At 73.0% G+C, this 23,516-nt stretch carries 21 protein-coding genes; 19 read left to right on the plus strand and 2 right to left on the minus strand.

Features of this window, described 5'->3' with window-relative positions:
- Positions 1-15: 15 nt before the first annotated feature.
- On the minus strand, positions 16-1,068 hold the full coding sequence (locus ACH4EB_RS29635; protein ID WP_398350999.1) for an NAD(P)-dependent alcohol dehydrogenase: 1,053 nt from the start codon (positions 1,066-1,068) through the stop codon (positions 16-18).
- Positions 1,069-1,492: 424 nt separating this feature from the next.
- Here ACH4EB_RS29635 and ACH4EB_RS29640 point away from each other — a divergent pair, with 424 nt between their 5' ends.
- The 14 genes from ACH4EB_RS29640 (at position 1,493) to hypE (ending at position 14,784) form a co-directional block, all read left to right on the plus strand.
- A complete protein-coding gene (locus tag ACH4EB_RS29640; RefSeq protein ID WP_398351000.1) occupies positions 1,493-3,964 on the plus strand; it encodes a PP2C family protein-serine/threonine phosphatase in 2,472 nt (823 codons plus the stop codon).
- A 50-nt stretch (positions 3,965-4,014) separates the two neighbouring features.
- Positions 4,015-4,854, plus strand: coding sequence for an SIS domain-containing protein (locus ACH4EB_RS29645; protein WP_398351002.1), 840 nt, complete (start codon positions 4,015-4,017; stop codon positions 4,852-4,854).
- Positions 4,847-5,557: an SIS domain-containing protein gene (locus tag ACH4EB_RS29650; protein WP_398351003.1), complete on the plus strand. Its 711-nt coding sequence runs from the start codon at positions 4,847-4,849 to the stop codon at positions 5,555-5,557. Before ACH4EB_RS29645 ends, ACH4EB_RS29650 begins: the two co-directional genes overlap by 8 nt.
- A 77-nt stretch (positions 5,558-5,634) precedes the next feature.
- Positions 5,635-6,666: a hydrogenase expression protein HypE gene (locus tag ACH4EB_RS29655; protein ID WP_398351034.1), complete on the plus strand. Its 1,032-nt coding sequence runs from the start codon at positions 5,635-5,637 to the stop codon at positions 6,664-6,666.
- Positions 6,659-8,443, plus strand: coding sequence for a nickel-dependent hydrogenase large subunit (locus ACH4EB_RS29660; RefSeq protein ID WP_398351004.1), 1,785 nt, complete (start codon positions 6,659-6,661; stop codon positions 8,441-8,443). The genes ACH4EB_RS29655 and ACH4EB_RS29660 overlap by 8 nt, the downstream gene beginning before the upstream one ends.
- Before the next feature lies 1 nt (position 8,444).
- Positions 8,445-8,984 carry a NifU family protein gene (locus ACH4EB_RS29665; protein ID WP_398351005.1) on the plus strand — a complete coding sequence of 180 codons (540 nt, stop codon included), beginning with the start codon at positions 8,445-8,447 and terminating at the stop codon, positions 8,982-8,984.
- Positions 8,981-9,622, plus strand: coding sequence for a DUF5947 family protein (locus ACH4EB_RS29670; protein WP_398351006.1), 642 nt, complete (start codon positions 8,981-8,983; stop codon positions 9,620-9,622). The genes ACH4EB_RS29665 and ACH4EB_RS29670 overlap by 4 nt, the downstream gene beginning before the upstream one ends.
- Positions 9,615-10,301 (plus strand): DUF6084 family protein, encoded by a 687-nt coding sequence (locus tag ACH4EB_RS29675; RefSeq protein ID WP_398351007.1) that lies wholly within the window; start codon positions 9,615-9,617, stop codon positions 10,299-10,301. The genes ACH4EB_RS29670 and ACH4EB_RS29675 overlap by 8 nt, the downstream gene beginning before the upstream one ends.
- The gene (locus ACH4EB_RS29680) at positions 10,298-11,524 is read left to right on the plus strand and encodes a hypothetical protein (RefSeq protein ID WP_398351008.1); all 1,227 of its coding nucleotides are present in this window, start codon (positions 10,298-10,300) and stop codon (positions 11,522-11,524) included. The genes ACH4EB_RS29675 and ACH4EB_RS29680 overlap by 4 nt, the downstream gene beginning before the upstream one ends.
- Positions 11,525-11,529: 5 nt before the next feature.
- Complete coding sequence (locus tag ACH4EB_RS29685) at positions 11,530-12,051, plus strand: hydrogenase maturation protease (RefSeq protein WP_398351035.1); 522 nt, start codon at positions 11,530-11,532, stop codon at positions 12,049-12,051.
- A complete protein-coding gene (locus ACH4EB_RS29690; protein ID WP_398351009.1) occupies positions 12,044-12,331 on the plus strand; it encodes a hydrogenase maturation nickel metallochaperone HypA in 288 nt (95 codons plus the stop codon). The genes ACH4EB_RS29685 and ACH4EB_RS29690 overlap by 8 nt, the downstream gene beginning before the upstream one ends.
- On the plus strand, positions 12,309-12,581 hold the full coding sequence (locus ACH4EB_RS29695) for a HypC/HybG/HupF family hydrogenase formation chaperone (protein ID WP_398351011.1): 273 nt from the start codon (positions 12,309-12,311) through the stop codon (positions 12,579-12,581). Before ACH4EB_RS29690 ends, ACH4EB_RS29695 begins: the two co-directional genes overlap by 23 nt.
- A complete protein-coding gene (hypD, locus tag ACH4EB_RS29700; RefSeq protein WP_398351013.1) occupies positions 12,581-13,708 on the plus strand; it encodes a hydrogenase formation protein HypD in 1,128 nt (375 codons plus the stop codon). The genes ACH4EB_RS29695 and hypD overlap by 1 nt, the downstream gene beginning before the upstream one ends.
- A complete protein-coding gene (gene hypE, locus ACH4EB_RS29705; RefSeq protein WP_398351015.1) occupies positions 13,705-14,784 on the plus strand; it encodes a hydrogenase expression/formation protein HypE in 1,080 nt (359 codons plus the stop codon). Before hypD ends, hypE begins: the two co-directional genes overlap by 4 nt.
- A gap of 29 nt (positions 14,785-14,813) precedes the next feature.
- On the opposite strand, the gene hypF is transcribed toward hypE, so the two are convergent.
- Positions 14,814-17,135, minus strand: coding sequence for a carbamoyltransferase HypF (hypF, locus tag ACH4EB_RS29710; protein ID WP_398351017.1), 2,322 nt, complete (start codon positions 17,133-17,135; stop codon positions 14,814-14,816).
- Between the two features lie 213 nt (positions 17,136-17,348).
- Between hypF and ACH4EB_RS29715 the strand changes: the two genes are divergently transcribed.
- The 5 genes from ACH4EB_RS29715 (at position 17,349) to sbnA (ending at position 23,509) form a co-directional block, all read left to right on the plus strand.
- The gene (locus ACH4EB_RS29715) at positions 17,349-18,041 is read left to right on the plus strand and encodes a TNT domain-containing protein (protein WP_398351018.1); all 693 of its coding nucleotides are present in this window, start codon (positions 17,349-17,351) and stop codon (positions 18,039-18,041) included.
- A gap of 40 nt (positions 18,042-18,081) precedes the next feature.
- A complete protein-coding gene (locus tag ACH4EB_RS29720) occupies positions 18,082-18,345 on the plus strand; it encodes a hypothetical protein (RefSeq protein ID WP_398351019.1) in 264 nt (87 codons plus the stop codon).
- A gap of 254 nt (positions 18,346-18,599) precedes the next feature.
- Positions 18,600-19,508 carry a glycoside hydrolase family 19 protein gene (locus ACH4EB_RS29725; protein ID WP_398351020.1) on the plus strand — a complete coding sequence of 303 codons (909 nt, stop codon included), beginning with the start codon at positions 18,600-18,602 and terminating at the stop codon, positions 19,506-19,508.
- A 381-nt stretch (positions 19,509-19,889) separates the two neighbouring features.
- Entirely contained in the window at positions 19,890-22,076 is a 2,187-nt protein-coding gene (locus ACH4EB_RS29730) for an ATP-binding protein (protein ID WP_398351022.1), read from the plus strand.
- Positions 22,077-22,543: 467 nt separating this feature from the next.
- Positions 22,544-23,509 (plus strand): 2,3-diaminopropionate biosynthesis protein SbnA, encoded by a 966-nt coding sequence (sbnA, locus tag ACH4EB_RS29735; RefSeq protein ID WP_398351023.1) that lies wholly within the window; start codon positions 22,544-22,546, stop codon positions 23,507-23,509.
- Positions 23,510-23,516 lie beyond the last annotated feature (7 nt).

Genomic DNA, 23,516 nt, shown 5'->3' on the forward strand with positions numbered 1-23,516 from the left:
TCGTGCCCGCGGCGGTCAGCGGGGCAGCGGACACACCACGGGCTTGATCGTCGTACGGTCCCGGGCGGCCGCGGTGAGCGCCTGCTCCGCCTCCGCCAGGCCGTACCGGTGGGAGACCAGCCGGTCGAGCCGTACGTCGCCGGAGGCGGCCAGGGCGATGGCGGCGGGCCAGGTGTTGGCGTACCGGAAGGTGCCGGTGACCTCGATCTCGAAGTTTTGCACATGGGCCAGCGGCAGCGGCACGGTGTCCGCGCCCATGCCCACCAGCACCGCCCGGCCGGCGCGGCCGACGGCCCGGATCCCCTCGACGGCGACGGCCGGGACGCCGGAGCACTCCAGGAGCACGTCGGGGACGTACCCGGTGTCGGCGAGCCGGGCGGTGCGGGCGTCGAGGGTGGCGGTGGCACCCAACTCCCGTGCCAGGGAGAGCCGTTCGGGTGCGATGTCGGTGACGACGACCTCGGTGGCGCCGAAGGCGCGGGCGGTCTGGACGGCGATCAGCCCGATCGGCCCGGCGCCGGTGACCAGCACCCGCGAGCCGGTGCCGATCCGGCCCTTGCGCGCCGCCCACACGCCGACGGACAGCGGCTCCAGCAGGGCCGCGGTCTCGGCGGTCAGCGTGTCCGGGACGGGGTGGGCGAAGTGCTCGTCGATGGTGACGTACTCGCACAGGGCGCCGTCGACCGGCGGGGTCGCGTAAAAGGAGACCTCGGGGCACAGGTTGTAGCGGCCGTGGCGGCACTGCGTGCAGGTGCCGCAGGGGACGCCGGGTTCGAGTGAGACCCGTTGCCCCGGCTGGTGCCGGGCGGCGCCGGGCCCGAGGGCGACGACCGTGCCGCCGGGCTCGTGACCGAGCACCATCGGGGCGCGGACGACGAAGTCGCCGATCCGTCCGTGCTCGTAGAAGTGCACGTCGGAGCCGCAGATGCCGACGGCCTCGACGCGGACCAGCACCTGTCCCGGCCCGGGAACCGGCACGGGCCGCTCCTCGATCCGCAGATCCTTCGGCGCGTGCAGGACGGCGGCGCGCATGGTCGCGGGCACGTGGGCGGGCAGCGGAGCGGGCATGGGCGGGTGTCCCTCAAGTCGGCGGGGGTCATCGCACGGATGACGGTGGACGGCATTCTTAGCAGAAGACCCTCGCATTGTTAACACATATTGCGTGAAGTTGCCGGAGGTGGCGAGTGCCCCGGGGGCGCCCGCCGACGTGACCGGCGGCCCCGCGCACTCCCGGCCAGGGGCCCACCCCTCCGCGGTTCCCCCTCCGGCGCCCCGGCGGACCGATCAATAACGGTCAGCCGCCGCTCGCCTTCTTGCTCTCGGGATCGGCACGACAAAGCCCTGGGACATTACCGGCCACTTCTCACGGTGATCGAGTGAGCACTGTTAGATATCAGCCGTCATGAGGCAAGCTCCCCCGACCGGTCCGCGTGCGTGCGCGTCTACCGTGCGCCGTCCGGAGAACCCCATGGGGCGGGCGCAGGCGCCTTCGATGAAGCGACGAGGTGTCATGGTCCGGTGCGACAGCGGCGTTGCCGGTTCCCGGCCGGAGGAGGACGGCCCCCCGCAGGGGGCCGGGCCGACGCCTGCGGCCGCGCTGACTGCCGCACGCGTCGGGGAACTCCTCGTCAAGCATCTCGGGTGCGACGAGGCGCAGGCCCGCGCCTGTGCGAGCGGACTGCTGGGGTTCACCGGGGCGAGCGCCACAGAGGCGGTCCGCGGCGCCGAGCGGGACGGAGCCGCGCGCACCCAGGTCGTCGCCGAAGCGGGCGTGTCCGCGACGGCAGTCCCGGCGGCGCCCGTGCCACCGAGCCCCGCTGCCGCTGCCGCTGCCGCTGCCGCTGCCTGCGGAAACGGCTCGGCAGCGACCGCCGGAACGGCGTACGGAACCGAAAGGCCGGCCGACGACGAGCACCGCGCCATACGGGCCCCCGCGCCCGGCGGTCATGCCGTAACGGTCCCGCACCGCCCCGGGCCGTCCGACGGCGCGGTGGAACTCACCACCGCCCGCAGCCCGGTGGAGCTGGCGCAGCGGCTGTACGAACAGGCCGAGCCCTCGGGCGCCACGGCGGTGCTGCTGGCGGTCCTCGACATGGAAGGCGTGCTCCGGATGAGCGGAGTCGCCGGCCCGGCCGCGCAGACGGTCAGCGACTGGTCGCAGGTGCCCCTGCACTGCATCCTCCCGCTGGCCCGGATGGCCGACACCGACCAGCAGATGTGGCTCGACGACGAGGCCGGCGACCGGGTGCTGACCTGGGTCTCGGCCAGGAGCGACGCGCCGGACGCGCCCCGCCCCGTCGGCGTCCGGGAATCCGACACCGGCACCGACGTCGTGGTCTGCGTGGCCAGCGTCATCTGGTCGGGCCCCGCGCCACGGGCTCCCGCGGTGCGGGGCCGGCTGGAGGAGCTGACCGACTGCGCCGGGCAGCGGCTGCGCGGCCTGGCCGCCCTCGGGCTGCCGGACGACGACGTGCGCGCCGCCTGGCTGGGCGCGGTCCTCGACGCCATCCCCGTACCGGCGGCCCTGCTCTTCCCGGTGCGCGGACCGTTCGCCCGGGTGGTCGAGTTCACCATCGACCGCTGCAACGCGCACGCCACCGGCCTCCTGGGCCGTACGCCCGAGCAGATCACCGGCAGCCGACTGCTCGACGCCTTCCCCGGCATGATCCTGTCGGGGCTGTTCGACGCCTATGTGACGGTCCTGGAGACCGGAGTCCCGCTGGACCGGGGCCCGTTCCCGTACGAGGAGCCGCTGCGGGGCGTCCTGCATCCGGCCGTGCTGAGCGTGCGGGCCCAGCGCGTGGGCGGCGGGCTGCTGGTGAGCTGGCAGTTCCACGACGAGCACGCGCGGATGACAGCCCGGGTCGACGACGCCGAGCGGCTGGCCGACCTCGGCTGGGCGGAGTGGAACCTGGCCACCGCCGAGGCCACGTGGTCGCGGCGGATGTACGACATCTTCGACCTCGCGGCGGAACGGGGGCCGTTGTCGCTGGGCGCCCTGTCCGAGTACGTCGTCGAGGAGGACCTGCCCGTCGTCGTCCGGGCCGTGCAGTCGCTGTCCCGCAACCACGGTCCGGTGTGGTTCGAGGTCCGTACGCGGGCTTCCGGCGGGCCGCGCCATGTGAGCGTCAACGCCGAACTGATCCGCGACAGCCTCGGCAACCCGGTGGCGCTGCGCGGTGTCGTCCAGGACGTCTCCCGCGTCCGGCGGGTGGAGGCGGCGCTGGACGCGTCCCGGCGGGAGGCCGAGCGTCAGCAGCTACGGATGGCGGAGGAACTGCAACTGGCCCTGCTGCCCCGGGTCCACACCTCCCTGCCGGGGCTGCGGGCGGCCATCCGCTACCAGCCCGCCGAGAACTGCGCCCGGGTGGGCGGCGACTGGTTCGAGGCCACGCCGCTGCCCGACGGCCGGGTGCTGATCGCCATCGGCGACGTGCTCGGGCACGGTCTCCAGGCCGCCGCGGGCATGGCGCAGTTGCGCAACGCGCTGCTCGGGATCGCGTACACCGGCGCCGACGCGGCCCGCGTCCTCGACTGCCTCAACCTCGTCGCCTTCCACGGCCACGACGAGTCGCTGACGGCGACCGCCGTGGTCGGCCACTTCGATCCGCTGCGGCGCACCCTGTCCTGGTCCCGCGCCGGTCACCCGCCGCCCGTGCTCGTACGGGGTGGCCGGGCCACCGAACTGGTCAACGACGACGGGACCACCCTCGGCGCCAGCCTCGATCCCGGTTACGTCTGCAAGACGCTCCCGCTGGCCCCCGGCGACCGCCTGATCCTCTACACCGACGGCCTGGTGGAGCGCCGCGCCGACCGGGCCGGCAAGCGCGAGGACCTGCTGTTGTCCGCCGCCCGCCGTGGAGCGGCCGGCAGCCCCGAGGAGCATCTGCGGACCCTGCTGTCCGTCCTGCACACCAATCCGGAGGACGACACCTGCGTCATCGTCCTCCACGTAGGGAGTTGAGCGACGATGACCGTCTACCTGCTGTCCGGCGGCCCGCCCGGGGTGTGCCGATGAACGGCCCGGTCGTCGACGGGACGGCGGTACGTGAGGTCTTCGCCCGCCGTGCCCCGGCCGCCCGCGAACTCGCCGCGGCGGCCGACCGGGTGGCCGCGGCCTGCCGGGACATGGCCGGGCGGTTCGCCGGCGGCGGCAAGCTGATCGTGTTCGGCAACGGCGAGTCCGGGGTGGACGCCGGCCACATCGCCGTGGAGTTCATGCACCCGGTCGTGGTGGGCAAGCGGGCGCTCCCGGCGCTGGCGCTCGGCAACGACGCGGCGACGCTCAGCGGCGTCGGCGTCCGGCAGGGCTTCGACGAGGTCTTCGCCCACCAGCTACGGGCGTTCGCCGCCACCGGGGACATCGCGCTGGGCGTCTCGCCGGACGGCCGCTGCACCAACGTACGCCGTGCGCTGGCCCAGGCGCGGGATTCCGGGCTGCTCACCATCGCCCTGTGCGGCGGCGACCGCGCGGACGCGCCGGAGGCGGACCACGTGCTGGTGCTCGGCGGTCCGGACCCGTTGGTCGCCAAGGAGGTGCACGTGACGGCGTACCACCTGGTGTGGGAGCTGACGCATGTCTTCCTCGACCGGCTCGGCCCGTGGTGCGAGGCGCCCCCGGAGCCCGGCGGCGCGTGCGTGACCTGCTCCGACGAGGCGCGGCCGATGCGGGTGCGGCGGCTGCTGCCGGGCGGCCTGGCGCTGGCCCGCGAGGAGAACGGCGACGCGGGCGGCCGCGATGTGGAGATCAGTGTGGCGCTCGTCGAGGCCGTTCCCGGTGCCACCGTCCTCGTGCACGCCGGGGAGGCCGTCGCCCTGGCACGGCCGGTCACGACGGGAGACACCGATGACTGACGTGCCGGAAGGCGTACGGGAGTTGTACCCGTTCCTGTACGGGTCGGCGGCTCCCGCGGGCCGGGCGTCCGATGCCGGGCCGGTCGACGAGGTGGCCCGGTCGACCCGGGAGAAAGCCGCCGAGACCATCGCGCTCCGGCAGCGGGTCGCGGCGGAGTGCGGCCCGCGGATCGCCGCCTGCGCCGTACGCATGGCGGAGTCCTTCGCGGCCGGTGGCCGGCTGTTCGCCTTCGGCAACGGCGGCAGCTCGACGGACGCGCAGGGCCTGGTGACCACGTTCCTGCAGCCGCCCGCCGGGGTGGTGCCGGCGGCCGTGCCGCTGCCCGCGCTGTCGCTGACCAGTGACATGGCGGTGGTCACGGCGCTCTCCAACGACGTCGGTTTCGAGGTGGTCTTCGCCCGGCAGCTCGCCGCATTCGGGCGGCGCGGCGACATCGCGGTGGGCCTGTCGGCCAGCGGCGGGTCCGCCAACGTCCTTCTGGCGCTGGAGGAGGCGCACCGGCGCGGCATGGTGACGGTGGCGCTCGCGGGCCACGACGGCGGCCGGCTGGCCCGGCTCGGCGGGCTCGGCCACCTGTTCGTCATCCCGTCCGCCTCGGTCCACCGCATCCAGGAAGCGCAGACGACGGTGTACCACGCGCTGTGGGAGCTGACCCAGCGGGCGCTGCGGACCGTCCGCGCCGAGCGGGGTGGTGCGCGGTGACGTCCGACGACGGCTCGGGCAGCCGTGCCACACCCCCGCCGGGTTCCGCCGGGCGGGACGGGGAACCGCTCGTCCACCTGCTGTGGCTGAACGCCGGACTCAGTTGCGACGGGGAGTCGGTCGCGCTCACGGCGGCCACCCAGCCGAGCATCGAGGAGATCGTGCTGGGCGCCCTGCCGGGGCTGCCGCGGCTCGCGATGCACTGGCCGATGCTCGACTACGAATGCGGCCCGCAGGGCGGCGCCGACTCCTTCATCGAGTGGTTCCACAAGGGCGCCCGGGGCGAACTCGACCCGTTCGTCCTGGTCGTCGAGGGTTCGGTGCCGAACGAGGCGATCAAGGCGGAGGGGTTCTGGAGCGGGTTCGGCAACGATCCGGAGACCGGCCAGCCGATCACCACGTCCGTGTGGCTGGACCGGCTCGCGCCGCAGGCCGCCGTCGTGCTGGCGGCGGGCACCTGCGCCGCGTACGGCGGCATCCACGCGATGGCCGGCAACCCGACCGGCGCCATGGGCGTACCGGACTACCTGGGCCGTGACTGGCGGTCGCGGACCGGGACGCCGATCGTGTGCGTGCCGGGCTGTCCGGTGCAGCCCGACAACCTCTCCGAGACCCTCGTCCACCTGCTGTACCAGATCACCGGTCAGGCGCCGATGATCCCGCTCGACGACAACCTGCGGCCCGCGTGGCTGTTCGGTCAGACCGTGCACGAGAGCTGTCACCGGGCGGGCTACTACGAACAGGGCGAGTTCGCGGGCGGCTTCGCCTCCGACCGGTGCCTGGTGAAGATCGGCTGCTGGGGGCCGGTGGTGAAGTGCAACGTGCCCCGGCGGGGCTGGATCAACGGCATCGGCGGCTGCCCCAACGTCGGTGGCATCTGCATCGCGTGCACCATGCCGGGCTTCCCGGACAAGTTCATGCCGTTCATGGACGAGCCGGCGGGGGTGAAGGCCGCCGAGCCGGCCGGCGGGCTGTACACGAGCCTGGTCCGCACCCTGCGCGCGATCACTTTGCACAACGTCGAGAAGGAACCGGCGTGGCGCCACAAGGGCGAAGCGCTGACCACCGGATACGAGCCTTCCTGGCGAAAGGGGAAGCGGCATGGCTGAGGGGACGGACGACGGCGAACTGGTCGAGATGGCGTGGGATCCGATCACCCGCATCGTCGGCAGCCTGGGAATCCATACGAAGATCGACTTCGGGCGCGGGCGGGTCGCCGAGTGCCACAGCACCTCGTCGATCTTCCGCGGCTACAGCATCTTCCTCCAGGGCAAGGACCCGCGCGACGCGCACTTCATCACCAGCCGGATCTGCGGCATCTGCGGGGACAACCACGCCACGTGCTCGGTGTACGCGCAGAACATGGCGTACGGCGCGCGGCCGCCGGCGCTGGGCGAGTGGATCCTGAACCTGGGCGAGGCCGCCGAGTTCATGTTCGACCACAACCTCTTCCAGGAGAACCTGGTCGGGGTCGACTACTGCGAGCGGATGGTCCGCGAGACCAACCCGGGCGTGTGGGAGCTGGCCGAGCGCACCGAGGCCCCGCACGCGGAGCAGCACGGCTACCGGACCATCGGCGCGATCATGCGCTCGCTGAACCCGCTGGAGGGCGCGTTCTACCGCGAGGCCCTCCAGGTCAGCCGCTCCACGCGGGAGATGTTCTGCCTGATGGAAGGGCGCCACGTCCACCCCTCGACGCTGTACCCGGGCGGCGTGGGCACGGTCGCCACGGTCCAGCTCTTCACCGACTACCTGACCCGGCTGATGCGCTACGTCGAGTTCATGAAGAAGGTCGTGCCGATGCACGACGACCTGTTCGACTTCGTCTACCAGGCACTGCCGGGGTACGAGGAGGTCGGGCGGCGCCGGGTGCTGCTCGGCTGCTGGGGCGGGTTCCAGGACCCGGAACACTGCGACTACGACTACCGGACGATGGCCGACTGGGGGCGCAAGGCGTTCGTCACGCCGGGCGTGGTCGTCGACGGCAGGCTCGTCACCAACGACCTGGTGGACATCAACCTCGGCATCCGTATCCTGCTGGGCAGTTCCTTCTACGACGACTGGCAGGACCGCGAACCCTTCGTCACCGAAGACCCGCTGGGCAACCCGGTGGACCAGCGGCACCCGTGGAACCAGCACACGATCCCGCGGCCGCAGAAACGGGACTTCGGCGACAAATATAGCTGGGTGATGTCCCCGCGGTGGTTCGACGGCAGCGAGCACCTCGCGCTGGACACCGGCGGCGGGCCGCTCGCCCGGCTCTGGTCCACGGCGCTGTCCGGGCTGGTCGACACCGAACACCTCAAGGCCACCGGGCACAGCGTGCTGATCAACCTGCCGCGTACCGCCACGAAGCCCGAGACCACTTTCGAGTGGCGCATCCCCGAGCACAACGGTGAGCCACTGAGCAACGCCATCGAGCGCAACCGCGCCCGTACGTACTTCCAGGCGTACGCGGCGGCCGCCGCCCTGCACTTCGCGCAGCGCGCGCTCGCGGAGGTGCGGGCCGGGCGCACCGACACCTGGGCGCCGTTCACCGTGCCCGACGAGGCCGTGAGCTGCGGTTTCAGCGAGGCCGTGCGTGGTGCCCTGTCCCACCACATGGTGATCAGGGGCGGCCGGATCGCCAACTACCACCCGTACCCGCCCACACCCTGGAACGGCAGCGTCCGCGACGTGCACGGCACTCCGGGACCCTTCGAGGACGCCGTCCAGAACACGCCGATCTTCGAGGAGAACCCGCCCGAGAAGTTCAAGGGCATCGACATCATGCGGGCGGTCCGCAGTTTCGACCCGTGCATGCCCTGCGGCGTGCACATGTTCCTGGGCGGCGGCCGGGTGCTGAAGAAGTCGCTGTCCCCCACCGTCCACGGCCAAGAGAGCTGACATGGAAGAACTACGGCAGACCGAGGCGCGGGTGGAGGAGCTGATCGGCCGGCTCGCCACCTCACCGCGGGTCGGCGAGCAGGTGGAGGAGCTGGTCCGGCTGCTGATGCGGCTGTACGGGGGCGGACTGGCCCGGATCACCGAGCTGCTGCCCGCCGAGCGGGTGGCGGAACTGGCCGCCGACGACCTGGTGGGCAGCCTGCTGATCCTGCACGACCTGCATCCGCGCGGCACGGCGGAACGGGTGACCGAGGCGCTGGCGCGGGTCCGGCCGTTCCTGGGGTCGCACGGCGGCGACGTGGAACTGGTCGGGATCGACGGGGCGGGCGTGGCCCGGATCCGGCTGCACGGCGCCTGTGACGGCTGCGCCTCCTCGGCCGCCACCGTCGAGCAGGCCGTCACACGGGCGGTCCGGTCCGTGGCTCCGGAGGTCACCGGCGTACGGGTGGAGAGCGCCGCGCCGCGGCAGCCGCTGCTCCAGATCGGTTCGGGGCCGCCGCCGCGGTGTCCCGCGCCCACCGGCCGCGGGGCGCGAACATGATCGCCGGCCACGGCCTGCGCCGTTTCCGTGAACCCGCCGCCGGGCCGCCCGGACCACGCTGCGACCTGTGTGCCGCGGGCCTCGGCACCGGCCCGCACGGGCATGTGGTGGATCTCGACGACCGCGGTCTGCTGTGTGTCTGCCGGGCCTGCCGGATGCTGCTCGCGCCCCGCGGTGCGGCCCAGGGACGCTACCGCGGCGTACCGGACCGCCACCGCCACGTACCCGGCTTCGGGCTCGACTCGGCGCAGTGGGAAGCGCTGCAACTGCCGGTCGGCATGGTCTTCTGCTTCCGCAACTCCCGCCTCGGCCGTTACGTGGTGTTCTACCCGAGCCCCGGCGGCGCCACCGAGTCGCTGCTGCCGGACGCCGCCTGGGAGCGGGTGATGGCCGTCAACCCGGGCGTGGCCGACCTGGCCGACGACGTGGAGGCCCTGCTGCTGCGCCGCCACGGCGAGCGGGTCGAGTGCCATCTCGTCCCCATCGACGCGTGTTACGACCTGGTGGGGCGGATGCGGTTGCACTGGCGGGGCTTCGACGGCGGGGAGCTGGTCCGGGGCGAACTGGACGCGTTCTTCGCCGCGTTGCGGAACCGCTCGGCGGCCTCCGGGGGACCGGAGGTGGACACCCGTGGGTGACTTCGCCTTCGCCTGTTCCGGTGTCCGCCCCGAGCCGTACGCGGCGGCCCCCACCCTGCTCTTCCGGCTGTGCGTCGAGGAACGCAGCGGCCTGGACGTACGGGCCCTCGCCCTCCGCTGCCAGTTGCGCGTCCAGCCGCACCAGCGCACGTACAGTCCGCTCGAACAGGCCCGGCTGGGCGCCCTGTTCGGGCCGCCGGACCGCTGGTCCACCACGCAGCAGCCCTTGCAACTCGCCACCGTGACGGTGATGGTGCCCGGCTTCCGCGGCGGTACGGAGATCGACGTGCCGGTGCCGTGCTCGTACGACCTGGAGGTGTCGTGCGGCCAGTACTTCCACGCTCTGGAGGGCGGCCAGGTGCCGGTGCTGATGCTGTTCAGCGGCACGGTCTTCACGGCGGGCCAGGTCGAGATGGTGCCATGGGACCAGGAGTGCACGGCGGAGCTGCCGGCGGCCGTGTGGCGCGAGGTGATGGACCTGTACTTCCCGGGCAGCGGCTGGCTACGGCTGCGCCGCGAAACGCTGGACGCGTTGCAGGAGTTCAAGCACGCGCGGCAGCTCACCACGTGGGAGGAGACGGTCGAGGCGCTCCTCGACCGGGCCGGGAGGGGCCCGACGGGGCAGGACGGGGCCGGGGACCGGCCACGGCAGTGGTGCGGCGGGGGTGAGGCCCGGTGAGCGCGGCGGCGGCCGGCGGGCAGCCCGCCGGGTTCGAGCGGGCCCGCGCGGTGGCGGACGCCGTGCTCTTCGAGGGCTACATCCTCTACCCGTACCGGGCGTCCGCGCCCAAGAACCGGCTGCGCTGGCAGTTCGGCGTACTGGCGCCACAGGGCTCGGACGCGTCGGAGACGTCGTCCGCGCACGCCGACTGCCTCGTCGACCCGGGCCGGGGCAGCGGCCCGACGCTCGCCGTGCGGCTGAGATTCCTCCAGGTCCAGCGGCGGTTCTCGCGCGGGCCGGGCGATCCGCCGTGGGACGAGGGGGTCGTACGGGAGATCGACGCGCACGCGGACCTCGTGCCCGGGGCGGTCGCACACCATCGCTTCGAGGTGCCCGGTGGCGAGGAAGAGGGCCGCAGGCGCCGGGCGCTGCGCGGGGTGGTGCGGATCGCGACGGAGGCGGTGCCCGGCCCGTACGGCCTGCTGAAGGTGCGGGTGCGCACGGAGAACCGTACGCAACGGTCGGCGGAGGCGCTGCCGGACGACGGCGACGACCGCGCGGAGATGCTGTGCGGCGCGCTCATCGGCACGCACACGCTGCTCGCGGTCACCGGCGGCCGGTTCCTCTCCCCCACCGACCCGCCACGGTGGGCCGCCGGCGCCGCCGCCGGGTGCGAGAGCCGGCACACCTGGCCCGCGCTCGTCGACGACCACACCCTGCTCTGCGCGCCGATCATCCTCGGCGACCGGCCGCGGATCGCCGAGGAGAGCCCCGCCGACTTCCACGACGGCACGGAGATCGACGAGTTGCTGACACTGCGCACGATGACCCTCACCGACGCGGAGAAGCGCGAGGCCAGGGCCACCGACGCCCGGGCGGCGGCGATCATCGACCACGCCGACTCCATCGCGCCGGAGGTGCTGGAGCGGCTGCACGGCGCGGTCCGGCGCCCCCGGGACGCGCCGGACGGCTCACCGGACCCGGACGACGGCCGGGTGCGGGTTCTCGGCGGCCGGGCAGCGCGGGGCTCACGCGTCCGGCTGCGCCCCGGCGGCGGGCGGCGCACCGACGCGCAGGACATGTTCCTGCACGGCCGTACGGCGCGGGTGTCGGCGGTCCTCCAGGACGTCGACGGCGGAACGCACCTGGCGGTGACGCTCGACGACGACCTGGGCGCCGATCTGCACGAGGCGGTCGGCCGCTTCCGCTATTTCGCTCCCGATGAGGTGGAACTGCTGTGAAGGTGATGGTCGCGGGCGTGGGCAACGTCTTCCTCGGCGACGACGGGTTCGGGGTGGCGGTGGCCCAGCGCCTGGCCGCCGAATCACTGCCCGAGGGCGCGCGGGCCGCCGACTTCGGCATCCGCGGGGTGCATCTCGCGTACGAGCTGATGAACGGCTACGAGGGCCTGGTCCTGGTCGACGCGATGCGGCGCGGCGAAGCGCCGGGGACCGTGTACGTCCTCGAACCCGACGGCGTGACACAGGAACTGCCCGGCCCGGGCGGTGCCACCGCGCCCGCCATGGACGCCCACGACATGGCACCCGAGACGGTCCTGACCGTGCTCCGGCGGCTGGGCGTACGACTTCCGTGGGTGACGGTGGTGGGCTGCGAGCCGGCCGCCCTGGAGGAGGAGATGGGACTGACCCCGCCCGTCCTGGGCGCGGTCGACGTGGCCGTACGGCTCGTACGGGAACTGCTGGAAGAGCGGATGGACCGCGGCGATCCCGCCGCGGCGGAACGAGGAACGGACGGTAGTCATGCATGAGGTCGGGCTGTGCGAAGGCATCCTCCAGGCGGTGGAGAACCGCGCCCGGGGCCGCCGGGTCACCGCGGTGACGGTACGCGTCGGCGAGCGGCACGCGGTGGTCGAACCGGCGCTCGCCCAGGGCTTCGAGCTGGTCGCGGCGGGCACCGTCGCCGAGGGCGCGGCGGTGGAGCTGATCACGGTGCCCGGTGACGAGTTCACCCTGGTGTCCATCAAGGTCGCCGGGGCGGACCGCGCGGCGGGCCCGGGAGGTGACCGTGTGCCTCGGGATTCCCGGTGAGGTCGTCGCGTTCGTCGAAGGGCAGCCGGACCTGGCCCGGGTGGACGTCAGCGGCGTCCGCCGGGCCGTCAACATCGCCCTCCTGGAGGAGGAGGGGGTAGGGCCCGGTGACTGGGTCCTCATCCACGTCGGTTTCGCCATGTCCAAGATCGACGAGGCCGAGGCGCGGGCCGCGCTCGACTTCCTCGAAAGCATCGGCCAGGCGTACGACGACGAGATCGCCGCACTGCGAGAATCGGGGACCGACTGATGCGTCACGTCGACGAGTACCGCGACGCCGGAACGGCGCGGGCCCTCGCCGCCAGGATCGCCGGGCTGTGTGAGCCCGGACGCCGGTACGCGTTCATGGAGGTGTGCGGCGGGCACACCCACACCATCTACAAACACGGCATCGAGGACCACCTGCCGGAGCAGGTCACCCTGGTGCACGGTCCCGGCTGCCCGGTCTGCGTGATCCCGATGGGCCGGGTCGACGACGCCCTGCACATCGCCCGGCAGCCGGACACCATCATGACGTCCTTCGGCGACATGATGCGGGTGCCCGGCGGCAGCGCGTCGTTCCTGGACGCCAAGGCGGAGGGCGCGGACATCCGGATGGTCTACTCCCCGCTCGACGCGCTGCGCATCGCCCGGCAGAACCCGGGCCGGCGGGTCGTCTTCATGGCCATCGGCTTCGAGACGACCGCGCCGTCCACCGCGGTGACCCTGCTGCGCGCGGCGGCCGAGAAGCTGGAGAACTTCTCGGTCTTCTGCAACCACGTCACGATCATCCCGGCGGTCAAGGCCATCCTGGACTCACCCGACCTGCGCCTGGACGGCTTCCTCGGGCCGGGGCACGTCTCCACGGTGATCGGCTGCCGGCCGTACGAGTTCATCTCCGCGGCCTACGGGAAACCGCTGGTCGTCGCCGGTTTCGAGCCCTTGGACATCCTCCGGTCGGTGCACATGCTGCTGCGTCAGCTCGCGGACGGGCGGTGCGAGGTGGAGAACCAGTACGCGCGCGTCGTGCCCCGGGACGGCAACGCCAGGGCGCTGCGGGCACTGTCCGACGTCATGGAGCTGCGGCCGTACTTCGAATGGCGCGGCCTCGGCTTCATCTCGCACTCGGCGCTGCGCCTGCGCGACGCGTTCGCCGCGTACGACGCTGAGCGGATCTTCGACCTTCCCGGGGTGCGGGTCGCCGACCCGAAGTCCTGCCAGTGCGGCGAAGTGCTCAAGGGCGTGCTCAAACCGTGGCAGTGCAAGGTCTTCGGCACGGCCTGCACACCCGAGACGCCGATCGGTACGTGCATGGTCTCCTCCGAGGGCGCCTGCGCCGCGTACTACAACTTCGGCCGGTTCACCCGGTCCGCGGTACGGGAGGCGGCCCGGACATGACCACCGAACAGGAGGAGCAGGTCCTGCGGCGTGTCGAGCGGGCGCGCCGCCGCAAGGCCCGGGTGCGCGAGGAGCGGGTGACACTCGCGCACGGCGCGGGCGGCAAGGCCACCCAGACGCTGGTCGAGGCGGTGTTCCTGGAGGCGTTCGACAATCCGCTGCTGGCCCGGCTGGAGGACCAGGCGGTGTTCTGCGCGGGCGGCGCGCGGCTGGCGCTGACCACCGACTCGTACGTGGTCGCACCGCTGTTCTTCCCCGGCGGTGACATCGGCGACCTCGCGGTCAACGGGACCGTCAACGACCTGGCGATGGCCGGGGCCCGCCCGCTGCACCTGTCGGCGGGCTTCATCCTGGAGGAGGGCTTCCCCGTCGCGGACCTGGTCCGGATCGCGGGGTCCATGGCCCGGGCGGCCACCGCGGCGGGCGTGCGGATCGTCACCGGTGACACCAAGGTGGTGGAGCGCGGCAAGGCGGACGGTGTGTACGTCAACACGTCGGGCATCGGGGTGGTGGAGCACGGGCTCACCCTGGGCGCCGGACAGGCCCGCCCCGGCGACGCGGTCCTGGTGTCCGGGCCGGTCGGCGACCACGGCACCACCGTCATGCTGGCCCGCGGCGAACTGGGCATCGAGAGCGGTCTGGTCTCGGACACGGCACCGCTGGCGTCGCTGGTGGCGGTGCTGTTGGAGGCGTGCGGCGAGGGCGTACGGTGCCTGCGCGACGCCACCCGCGGCGGCCTGGCCACCGTGCTCAACGAGATCGCGCGGGCCTCGGACGTCGCGGTGGTGCTGGAGGAGGCCGCCGTACCGGTGCGCGACGAGGTCCGGGGCGCGGCGGAGCTGCTGGGCATCGATCCGCTCTACGTCGCCTGCGAGGGGCGGATGGCCGTGGTGGTGGACGGAGCGTGCGCCGACGCCGCGCTGGCGGCGCTGCGGGGCCACCCGCTCGGCGCGGGCGCCGCGGCCGTGGGGCGGGTGGTGGCCGACCCGGCTTCACTGGTGCTGGTCAACACCGGGTTCGGGGGCACGCGGATCCTGGATCTGCTGATCGGGGATCCGCTGCCGCGGATCTGCTGAGGGACGGCGGGGGGGTGAGGGGAAGATGCTCACGCCCCCGCCGCCGCGTCGCGGGTCGCCGCGACCGCCGCCTGGCCGAGGCTGATACCGCCGTCGTTGGGCGGCACACGCCGGTGGGTGAGGACCTCGAACCCGTCGCGTTCCAGCGCGGGGACGGTGCGCTGGAGGAGAAGCCCGTTCTGGAAGACGCCGCCGGACAGGGCGACCGTGGTCAGGCCGGTGGTGCGGCGCAGCGCCCGGCAACAGTCGTGGATCAGGCGGGCGACGCTGTTGTGGAACCGGGCCGCGACGACCGCGGTGGCGGTGCCCGCCCGCACCTCTTCGGCCACCGCGCGGACGAGGTCGGACCCCCGGACCCGGCCCGCCTCGATACGGACGGGGTAGGTGCCGTGGACCGCGGGGTCCGCGTGCTGCTCCAGTTCGACCGCTGCCTGGCCCTCGTAGCGCACGGTGTCACGGATCGACAGGACGGCGGCCACGGCGTCGAAGAGGCGCCCCGCGCTGGAGGTGGGCGGCGCGTTCATGCCTGACCTGGCCAGGCGCCGGACCGCGTCCCAGCGGTCGTGGTGGCGGCACCGCACCGCCAGGTCGGCACCGTACCCGTCGTCCCCTTCGCCGCAGAGGTCCAGGTAGGCGACGGCCATCCGCCAGGGTTCCCGTACGGCTGCCGGGCCGCCCGGGAGCGGTACGGGCTCCAGGTGGCCCGCGCGGCGGAAGCCGCACAGGTCCGCGACGAGGAACTCGCCGCCCCACAGCGTGCCGTCGGTGCCGTACCCGAGCCCGTCGAAGGCCACGCCGATGACCGGCCCGGACGCCGCGTTGTCGGCCAGGCAGGCGGCGATGTGCGCGTGGTGGTGCTGCACGCCGACGAGGTCCGCGCCGGTGGCGTCGGCGAGGTCGTGCGCGTACCGGGTGGAGAGGTAGTCGGGGTGCGGGTCGTGGGCGATCACCGCGGGGTCGACGGCGTACAGGCGCGCCCAGCGTTCGATGCCGGTGGTGTACGCCTCCAGGGTCCCGGCGTCCGCCAAGTCGCCGATGTGCGGGGAGACGAAGGCGTGCCGGCCGCGGGCCAGGCAGAACGTGTTCTTCGACTGGGCGCCGCAGGCCAGCACCGGACGGGGGGCGGGGACGGGGAGCGGCAGCGGCTGGGGCGCGTGGCCGCGCGCCCGGCGCACCGGCACCGTCCGTCCCGCGGACACCCGGATCACGGAGTCGTCGGCGCGGGCGTGGATCGGCCGGTCGTGGGTGAGGAAGGCGTCGGCGATGCCGCCGAGCCGCGCGAAGGCGTCCGCGTCCTGGTGGGCGATGGGCTCGTCGGAGAGGTTGCCGCTGGTCAGGACGTACGGTCCGGCCAGCTCGTCGGCGAGCAGCCGGTGCACCGGCGTGTACGGGAGGACGAGGCCGAGGTCCCGGCAGCCCGGGGCCACCGCGGCGGCGATCGGCGTGCCGGGGCGGCGCGGTGCCAGGACGACGGGGCGGCGCGGCCCGGTCAGCAGTTCCCTGGCGCGGTCGTCGAGGGCGCACAGTGCCTCGGCCGCCGCCAGGCCGGAGGCCAGCACCGCGAACGGCTTGTCCGCGCGGTGCTTGCGGTCGCGCAGGGTACGGGCCGCCTGCTCGTGCGTGGCGTCCACGGCGAGGTGGTACCCGCCGGTTCCCTTGACCGCCAGGATCCGCCCGTCCCGGAGCAGGCCGGCCGCCCCGGCCGTCGGGTCCCCGGCGAGCGGGGTGCCGTCCGGGGTGACCAGGCGCAGTCGGGGCCCGCAGGCCGGACAGCACAGCGGCTGCGCGTGGAAGCGGCGGTCGGCCGGGTCCGCGTACTCGGCCGCGCAGTCGGCGCACATCGGGAAGCCGGCCATCGTCGTACGGGCACGGTCGTAGGGCAGGTCCCGGACGATGGTGTACCGCGGGCCGCAGTTGGTGCAGTTGATGAACGGGTAACGGTGCCGGCGGTCGGCGGGGTCGAGGAGCTCGCGGAAGCAGTCGGCGCAGGTGCCGATGTCCGGGGGAACCGGGGTGCGGTGGGGCGCCGCCCGGTTCCCGTCGGCGGGGAGGGCGTGTGCACGGCTGGTGCCGATGGTGAAGCCGGCCGCGGTGTCCCCCGTGGAGGTGAGCGGCCGGGCGGTGATGCGCTCGATCACCGCCAGTGGTGGCGGTTCGCTCTCCAGGAGCCATCGGAATCGCGCCACGGCGCCGGCCGGTCCCTCCACTTCGATGAGCACCCCGGCGAGGTCGTTGGCGACCAGGCCGGAGAGCGCCAGCCGCGCTGCAGTCACCTGTACGAAGGGCCGGAAGCCGACGCCCTGGACGATGCCTTCGACCCGGAACCCGACGCGTACCCGCTGGTTGTCCACCCGGTCGATGGTGGCGGACGGCGGCCGGTGAGCGGGGCGGGATTCCCCTTCGGGGGACGGCCCGGGGGGCGCGGTGGTACGGCGGAGGCCCCGTCCCCCGCTCCGGCCGGCCCGGCACTGGCCGGAAGGCGACGCGGCCATGACACCTCCCGAGACGGTACGTCTACTCTGCGGAGCGTCCTGATGGATCAACAGCACGGGAAAGGACCCCGCGTGCACCGCATCCGCACCATATGCGCCGCTCTCGGCCTCGCCGCCGGCCTGCTGGCGGCCCCGGCCGCCAGCGCCGCACCCCGGCCGGACGACCGGACCGCCACCCCACCGGCCGCGGCGCCGGGGGGCCGGCACGAGCCCTGCACGGGGACGTACCACGGTGACGCCCGGCTCGGACCGAAGTGGCTGCCGGAGAAGCAGCAGGCGCCCGTGGGCCCGCTGCTCAAGGGCTACCAGCGGACCGGGAAGCTGCCCGCGACGGCCTTCCTGAAGAAGTACTGGGAAGGACCGGCGGACTCGGGCGGCTGGAAGTACCCGCCCAACGACGGCTTCGGCGAGGTCAACGGCACGGTCGACAAGGAGCCCGCCAAGCTGCGCCCGGGGCAGCGGCTGGACCGCTTCGGCTCCGAGTTCGGCGGCTTCCTGGCACCGGCGGGCGATGCGTACGCCGAGCGCTCCCTGCCCCCGCAGAACCTCAACACGCGAGAGGCGACAGCGCCTTGCGACTACCACGTGTACAAGGTCGCGAAGCCGTTCTGGGTGTGGCAGGGCAGCATCGCCGCGTGGTTCGAGCAGCCCGGCGGCGGGCAGCAGATCAAGCTGGACGCGGTGTTCCTGGACCCGGGCCAGGGGCAGCGGCTGAACGTGAAGTGGCTCGTGGAGCACGGTTTCCTCACCCGCGTGGCCACGTGAACACCGCGCCGACGCGTCCGCCGTTGGTGAGGTGGGCGCCATGACGTCCGCCACGTGCGGGGACGCCCCCTCGGACCGGCGCGCGGTACGGGCCGCACTGCGCGCCGCGGGGGTGGCCGACGGCCACTACCGCATCGAAGGGGTGCACGAACCGGCCCCCACGCCCCCGGACTTCTTGTTCCTGCGGCAGGCTCCGGACGGGGCGTGGGAGACCGGCACGTACGAGCGCGGCGCCGCACAGGTCATCGGCCGGCACCCGACCGAGGCGGCGGCCTGTGCGCACCTGTTCCGGTTGCTCACCTGATCGAGTGGCCCGGCGGGGATGCCATGACGGGCAGACCGGGTGTCCGTCCTGCCCGTTTCGCGCGTACCGGTGACCGCTTGTCGTCCGTTCCGGAATCCGGGCCTTCGGCACCTTGACTGGTTCAGACCAAGCGAGTTGAGTACCACCAACCTGTGATCGCGCTTGCGAACCGGAGCGCGGTCCGTGGTGCTCGTCGCGCGCCGGACGGTCCGTCGCCGATCGAACGCGGCCCTGCCGCACTGAGGAGTGATCACATGTTGCTCAAGCAGCGGATAGCCGCCGTGCTCTCGGCCGCCGCCTGCGCCGCGACCCTCACCGTCGCGGCGCCCCCGGCCACGGCCGCTCCCTCCTCCGGCACCGCGGCGCCCGCCGCGAGCTGCAACTTCACCGTATGGACCGCCGGAAAGGCGTACCGCACCGGGGACATCGTCAAGTACACGAACGGCCAGTACTACCGCGCCAAGCACGACAACCCGGGGTACGACCCGGTCATCAGCACCTGGTTCTGGGAGCCGTACAACTGCGGCGGCGGCACCAACCCCTCCGGCTTCGTGGTGAGCGAGGCACAGTTCAACCAGATGTTCCCGAACAGAAACCCGTTCTACACCTACAACGGCCTCAAGGCGGCGCTCAGCGCCTACCCCGGGTTCGCCAACACGGGCAGCGACACCATCAAGAAGCGCGAGGCCGCCGCCTTCCTCGCCAACGTCAGCCACGAGACGGGCGGCCTGGTCCACATCGTGGAGCAGAACACGGCCAACTACCCGCACTACTGCGACCGCAATCAGCCGTACGGCTGTCCGGCCGGCCAGGCGGCGTACTACGGACGCGGACCGATCCAGCTCAGTTGGAACTTCAACTACAAGGCGGCGGGCGACGCGCTCGGCATCGACCTGCTGCACAACCCGAACCTGGTCCAGACGGACGCGGCCGTGGCCTGGAAGACCGGCCTCTGGTACTGGAACACCCAGCGCGGCCCCGGCACGATGACGCCGCACGACGCGATCGTCAACGACCGCGGCTTCGGCGAGACGATCCGCAGCATCAACGGCAGCATCGAGTGCAACGGCGGCAACCCCGGCCAGGTGCAGAGCCGGATCAACAACTTCACCAAGTTCACCCAGATCCTGGGCACGTCCACGGGCGGGAACCTGAGCTGCTGACCCTGACGCACCCCTGACAGGCGCTGGCCTCGCACGTCCTCGTCCGCCCAGCCCGCCCTCGCCCGCCGTCCAGGGCGGGGACCGGACGCCGGGCGGGCGAGGCAGGCGTCCGCGCGCCGGCTCTCTCAGTTCCCAGCACCGCCCGGATCACGTGCCGGGCGTCACCGGCCACACGTCAGCCCCGCTGCGCCGATCTTCACTCGCGAGAGTGCAGATGTGCCCTGCTCCCCACGGCGGTTCCGCTCGCGCGGGACACTCGATGGGCCGGGGCCGCTGTGGCGGGTGTTGGAGGCGGTGACGACGGAACGGAAAGCGAACGGCCAGGGGCAAGGGTCAATCGGCCAGGAGCAAGGGCCACTCGGGGCGGAGGTCCGTAACGAGGTGTCCGCGCCGGTCGGGGGCGATGTGGTGCAGGCCGGGGTCGTGCACGGCGGGGTGCACCTGCACTCCGGGCGCGAGCGGGCGGTGGTGCCGCACCAGTTGCCCGCCGCGCCGCGGGTGTTCACCGGGCGGGCCGAGGAGCTGGCCCAGCTCACGGCCGCACTGGACGACGCGGCGGAGCGGGGCGCCACGGTGATGATCTCGGCGCTCGGCGGAGCCGGCGGGATCGGGAAGACCTGGCTGGCCCTGCACTGGGCGCACCGGCACGCCGACCGGTTTCCCGACGGCGAGCTGTTCGTCGATCTCCGGGGCTTCACGCCCGTCGGCGAGCCCATGCCGGCGGCGGAGGCGGTACGCGGATTCCTCGGCGCCCTCGGCGTGGACCCGGCCGGGGTGCCGGCGGATCCCGATGCCCAGGTGGGGCTCTACCGCAGTCTGGTCGCCGAGCGGCGCCTGCTGATCGTGCTGGACAACGCCCGCGACACCACCCACGTGACCCCGCTGCTGCCGGGGAACTCCGCCTGTACGGTGCTGGTGACCAGTCGCCGCCACCTGGCCGGTCTGATCACCACCCACGGCGCCCGCTCACTGGACCTGGACGTCCTCCCCGAGGCCGAGGCACGCCGGCTCCTGGTCGATCACCTGGGGGGCGAGCGGGTCGCCGCGGAGCCGGCGGCGGTGGACGCGTTCCTGGAGTGCTGCGCCGGGCTGCCGCTGGCACTGAGCATCGTGGCCGCCCGCGCCACCGCCCACCCGGGCTTCCCCCTGGGCCTGCTCGCCGAGGAACTGCGGGACCACGCCACCCGGCTCGACGAGCTGGACGCCGGGGAGATCCCGTTGAATCTGCGGGCCGCCTTCGCGTCCTCGTACCACGCGCTGACTCCCGAGGCGGCCGTCCTGCTCGGGCTGGTGGGGCTGGCGCCGGGACCGGACATCAGCCTGCCCGCCGCCGCCTCGCTCGCCGGGCTGCCCGCCGCCCGGACCCGCGCGCTGCTGCGGGAGTTGGAGACCGCGCATCTGGTGTCCCAGCCGTCGCCCGGCCGCCACCGGCTGCACGACCTGATCCGCCTCTACGCCGCCGAGCAGGCCCGGGCCCACCAGTCGCAGGACGGCCGCGACGACGCGTTGCGGCGGCTGGTGGACTTCTACCTGCACACGGCCTACGCCGGTGACCAGGCGCTGGATCCGCACCGCGAGTCCGCGACGCTCGACCCGCCCGTACCGGGTTGCCGTCCCCAGCCGCTGCCGGACGAGACCAGGGCGCTGGCCTGGCTGGACGCCGAACACCCCTGTCTGATGGGCGCGCAGCGCCTGGCCGTCGAGCGGCAGTGGCACCGGGCCGTGTGGCAGTTGGCACCGACGTTGCACACGTATCACTGGCGGCGGGGGCTCCTGGCGCGCCAAGTGGCCATCGCGCGTGACGGCCTGGCCGCGGCGCGGCATCTCGGGGACGAGGCCGCCCGGGCGCCGGCCCATCGCCTCCTCGCCGAGGCGTGCGCTCTGGTGGGCCGGCACGCCGACGCCCTGGAGCGCCTCCACCAGGCTCTCGCCCTCGCCGAGCGCACCGACGACCTGCCGAGCCAGGCGCACACCCACCGCGTCCTGGCGTGGGCCTGGGGGCAGCAGGGCGAGACGCGGCCCGCGCTGGACCACGCCACCCGCTCCCTCGCCCTGTTCCAGGCGCTGGACGACCAGGAGTGGGAGGCCCGCGGACTCAACCAGTCGGCGTGGTTCTCCGCGCAGTTGGGCCACTACGAGCAGGCCCAGGCGTACTGCGAGAAGGCCCTGCTCCTGCACCGCGGCCACGGCAACCGCAACGGCGAGGCGCTGTCCCTGGGCGTGCACGCCTACCTGGGGCTGTGCACGGGCCGGCACGCCGAGGTCCTGGAGCACGGCAGGCTGGCCCTCGGTCTGCTACGCGACATCGGCAACACCTACCACGAGGCCGTTCTCCTGCACGGCATCGGCCAGGCACACGCCGCTCTCGGCCAGCTCGCCCAGGCCCGTGACGCATGGCAGCAGGCGTTGGAGCTGTACCGCAACCAGCACCGGTCGGGCGAGGCCCGGCGCCTCCAACTCCAGCTCGACGAGCTGGTCGAGCGGGAGCGGGCGGGCGCGCCGGGTCCGGGTGAGGCGCTCGCTCCGGAGAGTTCCGCGCGCCCTCCCGACGGCCTTCCGCACGAATAGGCCGATACGGAAACGTCAGTGTTCGGCAAAAACCTGACCGCGCCGGAACGCCCCCGGGCCCCCGGGCGACACCGTCCGGCCACCGGCTCACGACAACGGCACAACCCGTTGCCCGCCTGCGCCGGACGGCCGCTTCCGCATACCGCACCCCGGGAAGCGGAGACTCCCCTCCCCGTCTGAACTGGTGATTCCGCCCCAGGGGCGCACATCGGTTGAGCTTTCACCCATGGCAAATGCTGGAAGGATCTTGCTCCAGCGGGTATGTTTCCGTGCAGGCATCGCCGTCACGGTTCTACGGGGGACGACGGGACGGCCGACGGGGGAAACGAACGGGGGAACATTCCATCTCTTCTGCATGCCTTGATCACCACGTGTGACTCGACTCCGCATGCGCTCGTCACCGGACGGATCCGGGCGTCGCGTATGCCCACTTTCCATCACCTTGGATTCCAGTGATAGCAGAAGAAGTGTATGACCTGATCCTGGATGACCTTTTCATCCGGGTTGACCAACTGGTCCCGGGAAGCTCTGTCTTCCTGAAGATCGAGGGCCTCAACCCAGCGGGTTCGGTGAAACTCAAAACGGCCGTGGCGCTGGTCGCCGAAGCCGAGAACACCGGCCGTCCTTTTCCCGCCACCCGGCTCATCGAGTCCACCTCGGGAAATCTCGGGGTGGCGCTCGCCATGGTGTGCGCGGCGAAGGGATATCCGCTGACGTGCGTGACCGATCCCAACGCCAACGCCCAGACCGTACGCCTCATGGAGGCGCTCGGCGCCGAGGTCGTGGTGATCGACGTACGCGACGGCAACGGCGGCTACCTGCAGTCCCGCATCAACTACATCCGCGAACGCCTGCGCCGCGACCGGAACACGTACTGGCTGAACCAGTACGCCAATCCGGCCGGGCCCCGGGTCCACCGGGAACGCACCGGTCGCGCCCTGGTCGAGGCGCTCGGCCACATCGACTACGTGTTCATCGGCGCCGGGACGACCGGGACGCTGATGGGCTGCGCCGAATTCCTGCGCGAGCACAGCCCGGCGACCCGCGTCATCGCGGTCGACGCGCTCGGGTCCGTCAGCTTCGGCGGTCCGCCGGCCCGCCGTCACATTCCGGGCCTGGGCACGAGCCGCCGCCCGGAAATCCTGGACGAAAAGCGCGTGGACGACGTCGTGCTCGTACCGGAGGAGGAGGCGGTGGAGATGTGCCGCGTTCTCGCCGAGGAACGCGGGCTGCTGCTCGGCGGTTCCACCGGAACCGTACTGGCCGCTGTGCAGAACGCGGCGAAAAGCATTCCGGAAGGCAGCGTCGTGGCGGCCCTCTCCCCGGACTTCGGGGACCGGTATCTGGAAAGCATCTACGACGACGCATGGGTGGCCGAACGCTGGCCGCAGCTCATCGACCCGGATTCGGAAATGGACCAGGCACGCGCCTGAGAACAGG

It is taken from the genome of Streptomyces sp. NPDC018045, from assembly GCF_044327445.1.
Classification (GTDB): Bacteria; Actinomycetota; Actinomycetes; order Streptomycetales; family Streptomycetaceae; genus Streptomyces.